The sequence below is a fragment of the Streptomyces sp. NPDC101776 genome (genome assembly GCF_044766845.1).
Taxonomy (GTDB): domain Bacteria; phylum Actinomycetota; class Actinomycetes; order Streptomycetales; family Streptomycetaceae; genus Streptomyces.
The window spans coordinates 2,546-9,670 of sequence record NZ_JBIWMV010000051.1 but is presented as its reverse complement, the minus strand read 5'-3'; the positions used below and the strand labels follow the sequence as shown (position 1 = coordinate 9,670).

Here is a 7,125-nt window from a genome sequence, read left to right as displayed (position 1 = left end):
GACACGTCAGCCGGGCTACCGGCCTGCCCGCCAGCAGCCACGAAACGCGAAACGGTCTGCCGACTCCGTCGGCAGACCGTCATGAAAGATCGAGGCTAGAGAAGAGCAACGGCGCCTTCCCCTTACTCACTCCAGAAGTGCTCCGCAGAGGCATCCACATGAGTATGTTGGACGCACTCCACCAGGGAAGCACCTGGTCGTCGAGCAGACAGGGAATTAAGTGTCTACGCCTGTGCCACCTACCGAACAGCGGACGCAGCTAGCAACTCAGCGACGCAAAGTCGACTTCGATTCTTACGACGTTACCGTAGACGAACTTCTGCGACGGGTCAACAGAAAGCGAATCGACATCGCACCCGTCTATCAACGGCAATTCCGATGGGACAAGCCTCGCCAATCACGCCTTATCGAATCGGTATTGCTGGGAATTCCGGTTCCCCCACTATTCATGGCAACCAATAGCGCTAGCGGGGAACAAACGCGCTGGGAAGTAGTCGATGGCCTGCAGAGGCTTCTGACTCTGGTGAACTTTACCGGAGACGAGGAAACGAGGATCGCAGCAAACCTGTCCGGCGACCCACTACGCCTCACCAATCTAGAAAAACTCACCACCTTCGAGGGATTCGAATTCGACGGATTGCCCGAGGATATCCGTACGACATTCGAAGATCGGCCGCTCAAGGTTATTATCTTGAATGACAAGAGTGAGCTACAGGTCCGCTACGACCTCTTCGAGCGACTAAATACCGGCGGGATTGAGCTAACCGATCAAGAGATCCGCGAGTGCGTATACAGGGGCGAGTTTGTCGATCTACTTGGGAGGCTGGCAAAAGACCACAACTTCAATACCGTCGTAAAGCTTCCGACGGCTCGCCAGAAGGACGGTACCCGCGAAGATTACATCCTCCGATTCTTTGCCTACCTGGACCGCTACCAGAAGTTTGAGCACTCGGTAAAAGATTTTCTCGATGAATTTATTTCAGATGCCCACAAGGCTCCGAGGATTACACCTCGGGAAGCCGTCTTCAAGAGCACTTTCCGCTTCCTGTCATCCTGTTTCCCCGACGGCCTCAAGAGCCGTAAGGGGCAGACTCCTGTCAATCTATACGAAGCCGTATCGGTAGGAGCTGCGCTGGCACTCCGCGAAAACCCTAAAATCGAAGTACCTAGCATGGATTGGGTATTCTCGGATGATCTTCGCGCCATGGTCACAGGTGCGACCAACAGCAGGCCGCGCGTTCGTGGCCGCATCGAGTTCGCCAAGGAAAATTTCCTTGGCTAGGCGCCCGATCTTCGAACGCGGCCCACTGGAGAAAGAGTTTCGCCAACGAATTGCCGTGGTGCGAAAACTGCTTGACGCTACAGATTCCTCTCCAGGCGCTGCCGGGGCGGGGTCACCTATTGACGTCTCGCGCGAAACCAGAGGCCTAAGCATTGTACTCTTGTACGCGGCGTATGAAAATCTCCTCAAGGGGATATCACGCTCCCTCCTGGAATCAGCCACCCAATTGAAGCTGGGAAATAGGAGACTCAAGCCTGAATTTCAGGTATTCGCTATCCATGCGAAGCTTCAGGCACTGACCGACATTGCCGCGCATCAGATCTGGAAAGGTTCCGGAAGAGGGGTGATCGATGCGCTTCTCGATAAGACATGTTCCATCAAATCAAATATCTTCCCAAACGATGGAAGCCATATGAGAACTGGCCAAGTCGTGACACTTTGCGAAGTGTATGGATTGAATCCACCAGGACCAGTTCTTCGGGAGGCATGGGGGCGCATTAATACGGTCGTATCTGAACGAAATAGCATTGCTCATGGCCAGCGCACGCCCGAAGAAGTAGGTCGGAACTACTCAATTGGTGACCTCAGAAATCTTGTAGATATCTGGGAGCGTAGATGGTGTGATTTCCTGACCGACGTGGAAAACAAGGCATCGACGAGGGACTTTTACAGGGAGCCTCGCTAGAGGCAATGCCGCGTCCTCTGGATCCCCAAAACTGCTTGGAGTACTGCAGACCGAGCTGTCGTTGAAAGTTTAGGAGTCTCATGAGCCAAAGGAAAGAATGGGAAGAGTATCAGGTCAAAGTATCTGAGATACTGACCGAATTCGGCTTCGCAACAGAGGTCGAAGAAGTAATCGAAGGAGCCAGAGGAAAACATGAAATTGATGTCACAGCACGAATCAGATATGCTGGAATTGACCAACTCTGGATAGTCGAGTGCAAGAAATGGAAGCGGCCCGTACCCAAGGAGCGCGTCCTAGCCTTTGCCTCAATTACTGACGACGTTGGGGCAGACCGCGGTCTGATCTTTGCAGAAGGAGGTTTTCAGGCCGGAGCAATTCGCACATCCCGCAACAGTAGCATCACTCTTACCAACCTGACTGACTTCGTCAGCAACTCGGCAACCGAACTTTCCTCAATCAAGGTGGGTGGTCTAGTTAGGAGAATCGCAGAACTTGAGAACAAATTTCATTCCATTTGGAACCTGAACACGACCGAGCGCAATAGGGTCAACTCGCGGTATATAGGCCCCGAGGCCTTTGGCCTGAAACAACCAATTGCAGTAAGGGCATGCCTCAGCATGTTGAAGGATTCTCTTGAGGCTGCAAGTTTCGATCGGTGGCCTGTAGCCTACTTCCCGCTACACCAGGCTGAAGACTACTCAAACGGTCTGATCGACGTTAAAAACTGGGATGGGCTTCTCTTCGTCGCGGAAAATACCCTTGAGACATGCGATCGTATCTATGATCACATGGTAGGTGACGGAAATAGCGATATTCGTTGGCAAGACCTGCAGCCTCCAGAGCTAACAGACCTTTTGGCTGCGCTTCGCAACATGCCCTCTCAGTGAACCAGGGAACTTCCCCTCAAGGAGAGCAGCGGTCAGGCCGACCGGCGAGTTCCCGGTAACTCTAAAAGGCACCGGCAACGTGTCTGAGGCGACTAGGGGTATAGCGAGGCACACGCGCGCCTGCTCGATTGACAAACCCGCCGTTCTGGCTGACTTTCTTCGGCTGAGCTTCAAGCAGCACCCCAACACGAGGGCCAAGGCCCCACCGCTCCTGGTCGTACCACCGGCTCCACGTGCCAGATGCCTGCCAGATCCCTCGGGGAACCACCGGGAGCAGTGGGCAACGAGCCAGCCATTATTCAAAGGTTGAGTCGGTTCCGTCGCAGGCCAGCGCAGCAGCCGGCCATGGGGCACCCGAGCTTCCCAAGCTGAGGTTCTAGCCTCTAGCCTCCGCTCATGGTCGACATTCACCTTCCGCAGTCCTTGGTTGCTCTACAACTCGACGTGTACGTAGTTCGGTTGAGGGTGGTCGAGCATGTTCGTTCACACGGGCCGGTAGCTAACTGGGGCCCTGACGCCAACGATGAAGGAGCGAGACTTCAGCAGGCCAGTGAAGCGAGTGAGATCGCGCTTCGGAAGGCAATCGAGGAGAGCGGCTTGGAAGGGGAGCATGGCCGGCGCGCGGTTCGTCGGGCGCTCATGGCGGCCGCCGCACCACAGATGTCAGATCGGCCAGGAAACACGACTACACCGGACTCGACATGAGTGTCTACCTGAGTGACAACGGCGACAAACAACGGCGGACGCCCACGAACGTCCTCGGACTGTCCCAGCAGCTCAAAGCCGCACCACCGCAAGGCGCCACCCCCACCCAAGTTGCTTCGGGACAAAGAGGTCGTAGCTCAACGGCTCACGGCTCCCCTGTCGCGGGTTGCTCAGACGGACGCCATCACGCAGCGTGGCCGAAGTCAGCGAGGGTGCAGCGAAACACACGCGTGCCTAATCGACCGACGAGCCCGCCATCGTGGCTGACTTTCGTGGGCTAATGCCCAGACCTCCAATGCCGAGCCACAACCCGAAAGGCGACGGCGCGAACGTCGCTCGACAGGCCAAGACCCTGGCCTGTCGTGGCACACACTTGGGGGCCATCTCACGAAATCGTGCGTCTTCTGGCTATCCGTCGGGATCGGTGTACCCGACGAGTACGTGCAGCTTCTCCTGTGCCATCGCGCCGACGAAGTTGGTGGCCGGAGCAGGACTGGTTCGTCTCAAGAAGCGGGGAAGCGGTACGCTCCGAGTTCAGGGTCAGGTGGCCCTTCCATTTCTAGATCGATACGCATCGATTCCCGAAGCTCGGCGTTGACCAGCCAGAGTTCAGCCCTAGCCCGCAGGTAAGGCTCACTTTCCACATTTGGGTCTGCGATTAACGCATCCCGGATCCCTTCGAGTGTTTTCCCTGCCTTGATAGCCAGATGGATTACATTTGAAGGTGCCGTCAGGGAAAGCGACTGACGGTGCTGCCATATAAGGGATCCATCTAGAGCTTCATGCATTACCCCAAAGATTCGGTCCTCATTTAAGTCATGGCGGAATGTTGCCGATCTCATATTGCTGTGGCCGCGACTAAGAGAAACGAGGAAATCGACGTAAATAAGACGTCGTGTCTGACGCCACTGCACCGTGTCATCCCGTCGCCAGCGGAATCGATCGGCAAACAGAGCGGCGCCCACCCCAACTACGGCGCCACCGAGAGTGCTGAGCGGTGCGATCCAATCCACGTCTACGAGCATCCCCGCAGCACTGACCAAACATGCGAGCTGTCCCGTTCTGCCAAACAGCCTCGACACAGAGACGAGCTTGCAAGAGATGTTGTAGCGCTCGCTGCCAGGTAGGCCGGTACCCAGCTCATGGGCAAGTGACCGAAGGGGAAAAGTTCGCTCGACAGTTGACTCACCAACGAGGCGAACCCGCACCCCTTGTCTGAGCACCGCACCACAACCGCACCAGATAGAGCGGGGAACAGCGGGGAATCACGGTGAAAGCATCCGAGCCTAGCGAGGTCACGGTCTGACCGTTCGACCAGGTCAGCGCCGCAACTGGCCCCAGAGTGCCACAGCTTCCCAAGCTGAGATGCCGGCGGAAGGGCCCACCCCACTGCCAGTCTTGCCATCAGCGGAAGGCCTGACGTGCCAACATGGTGTGTTTCAGCATGAGTTGGCTGTGCGGATCGGGGGATGGCTATGAACATTGCGGTGCGGTGGCTGGTGGCGGTGGTGGGTTCGGTCGGGGCGTTTCTTGTCGTGGCGGTGCCGTGGTCGGTGCTGTCGGACGGGGGCGACGATCCGTGGGACGTGATTGGTCCAGTGGCCGGCGTTGTCGCGGCCGGGGTTCTCGCTGCTCTCGGGTGGTGGGCGTCGCAGGCCAGCGGGGCCGGGTCGCGGCGGGTCCGGCAGTCGGCGCGAGGCGGGGGCCGCATCAAGCAGACGGGTGGTGGCCACGGCACTGGCGCCGGGGTAACCGGTGGTTCGGTGCGCGAAGACGTGCGGCAGAAGGCGCGCAGCGACGGCGATGGTGACATCGATCAGGTCGGTGGGGACCGGGCTTGAGGCAGGGGGCCTGACGGTGGTGGAGCGTTCGGGGCAGCGCCGTGCCCGACAGCAGGCGCAAGCGCAGAGAGATGTCACGCAGGTCGCGGGGAATATGAACGTGTATCCCCCGCCGGTGCCGGGGGCATCAGTGGAGTGGCCGGTGTGGGTGGGCAGTGTGCCGCGGCTGGCGGCGGCATTCCAGCCGCGCACAGAGGTACGGAACCAGGCCGAGGAGGCACGTTCCAGCGGCAGCGGGGTGGTGCTGTCGGGGCCCGGTGGGGTGGGCAAGAGCCAGCTCACGGCGTCCCTGGCGCGAGGCCTGCGGGACCGGGAACGTTCCGGTGAGGCGGGGCTGGATGTTCTGGTGTGGGCCAAGGCCACCGACCTGGACCAGGTCATCACCATCTACGCGGAAGCAGCCGAACAACTCCAGCTTCCCGGGGCCTCCTCGGACGACAGCACTGCGGCCGCGCGGGTGTTTGTGAAATGGCTTGAGACAACGGGGCGACGGTGGCTGGTGGTGCTGGACGACATCACCGACCCTGAGGCCATCGAAGGGTGGTGGCCGGACGGTGGTAATGGCAGCAGCTGGGTCCTGGCCACCACCCGGCTCGACAGCGCGCAGTTGAGCGGGCAGGGTCGCACCCTCGTCCGACTCGGCCTCTACACACCGGAGGAGGCCCGTGCCTATCTCCGGCGCCGCCTCACCGACGCCGGCCATCCCCACCTTCACGACCCTGACCAGGCGGACGAACTCGCTGAGGAACTCGGTCACCTCCCGCTCGCGCTCGGCCACGCCGCCGCCTACCTCATCAACAAACGTCGCACGATGACCGACTACCTCACGCTGCTGCGCGACACCCGCAACAGGCTGGGCGATCTTCTCCCGGCGAACGCAGACACCGAAGGCTACGGACGGGCCGTCACCACTGCATTGATCTCCCTTGAAGCCGTCGACGAAGCCGACAGCACCCGCCTCGCCCGGCCCCTGCTGCACCTCGCCTCGCTCATGGACCCCGTCGGCCACCCCGCCGCGCTGTGGACCACACCCCCCGCACTCCATCACCTGAGCACCGTCCGCCCCCCGCAACGGCGACGGCTTCGCCGATACTGCCCCCCCGTCAGCGAGGAAGAGGTCCGCAACGCGATGGAATGCCTGCGCACCTACGCCCTCGTCGCCCAGGACACCGACACCGCCCCCGTCCGCATGCACGCACTGACCGCCCGCGCCGTCCGCGAAACCATCCCACCCGACACCCTTACCGCCACCGCCCGCACCGCCGCAGACGCCATCTACAGCCTCTGGCCAGTCCAGGACCACGAGGACCGGGAGCTGTCTGCAGACCTGCGCGCCAACACCATCCACCTCGAACAACACACCCACCCGGCCCTGTGGCAGCCCACGACTCACCCATGCCTCTATCAAGTCAGCAGCAGCCTCACCGGTGCCGGGCTGTACCAACAGGCGATCGAGTACGACCAGAGAACCCTTCAGCGCAGCAACGACATCCACGGCCCCGACCATCCCGACACCCTGAGCGCCCGCAACAACCTCGCCAACTCCTACAGCCATGCCGGACGGCTACAGGAAGCCCTCGACCTGCGCGAACAAGTGCTAGCCGACCGTGAGCGGATCCTGGGCCCCGACCATCCCGACACCCTCACCGCCCGCAACAACCTCGCCAACTCCTACAGCCATGCCGGACGGCTACAGGAAGCCCTCGACCTGCGCGAACAAGTACT

6 protein-coding genes are annotated in these 7,125 nt (G+C 60.0%); 5 read left to right on the top strand and 1 reads right to left on the bottom strand.

Annotated features, from left to right (window positions below):
- Positions 1-220 precede the first annotated feature (220 nt).
- From ACIRRY_RS51590 to ACIRRY_RS51580, 3 genes are all read left to right on the top strand, one after another.
- Complete coding sequence (locus tag ACIRRY_RS51590) at positions 221-1,282, top strand: DUF262 domain-containing protein (RefSeq protein WP_403988040.1); 1,062 nt, start codon at positions 221-223, stop codon at positions 1,280-1,282.
- Positions 1,275-1,967: an MAE_28990/MAE_18760 family HEPN-like nuclease gene (locus ACIRRY_RS51585; RefSeq protein WP_403988037.1), complete on the top strand. Its 693-nt coding sequence runs from the start codon at positions 1,275-1,277 to the stop codon at positions 1,965-1,967. The genes ACIRRY_RS51590 and ACIRRY_RS51585 overlap by 8 nt, the downstream gene beginning before the upstream one ends.
- A gap of 80 nt (positions 1,968-2,047) precedes the next feature.
- Entirely contained in the window at positions 2,048-2,854 is an 807-nt protein-coding gene (locus tag ACIRRY_RS51580; RefSeq protein WP_403988034.1) for a restriction endonuclease, read from the top strand.
- 1,208 nt (positions 2,855-4,062) lie between these two features.
- Here ACIRRY_RS51580 and ACIRRY_RS51575 read toward each other — a convergent pair.
- Complete coding sequence (locus ACIRRY_RS51575; RefSeq protein ID WP_403988031.1) at positions 4,063-4,572, bottom strand: hypothetical protein; 510 nt, start codon at positions 4,570-4,572, stop codon at positions 4,063-4,065.
- Positions 4,573-5,034: 462 nt separating this feature from the next.
- Between ACIRRY_RS51575 and ACIRRY_RS51570 the strand changes: the two genes are divergently transcribed.
- Both ACIRRY_RS51570 and ACIRRY_RS51565 read left to right on the top strand, forming a co-directional pair.
- Positions 5,035-5,400, top strand: coding sequence for a hypothetical protein (locus ACIRRY_RS51570; protein WP_403988028.1), 366 nt, complete (start codon positions 5,035-5,037; stop codon positions 5,398-5,400).
- Between the two features lie 94 nt (positions 5,401-5,494).
- On the top strand, positions 5,495-7,125 hold a 1,631-nt coding region (locus ACIRRY_RS51565), incomplete at its 3' end, for a tetratricopeptide repeat protein (RefSeq protein ID WP_403988025.1).

What these genes read in the sequence shown, in the direction of transcription:
- ACIRRY_RS51570 (WP_403988028.1), top strand. Translation starts at nt 5,035, where the DNA reads ATGAACATTGCGGTGCGGTGGCTGGTGGCGGTGGTGGGTTCGGTCGGG.
- ACIRRY_RS51580 (WP_403988034.1), top strand. Translation starts at nt 2,048, where the DNA reads ATGAGCCAAAGGAAAGAATGGGAAGAGTATCAGGTCAAAGTATCTGAG.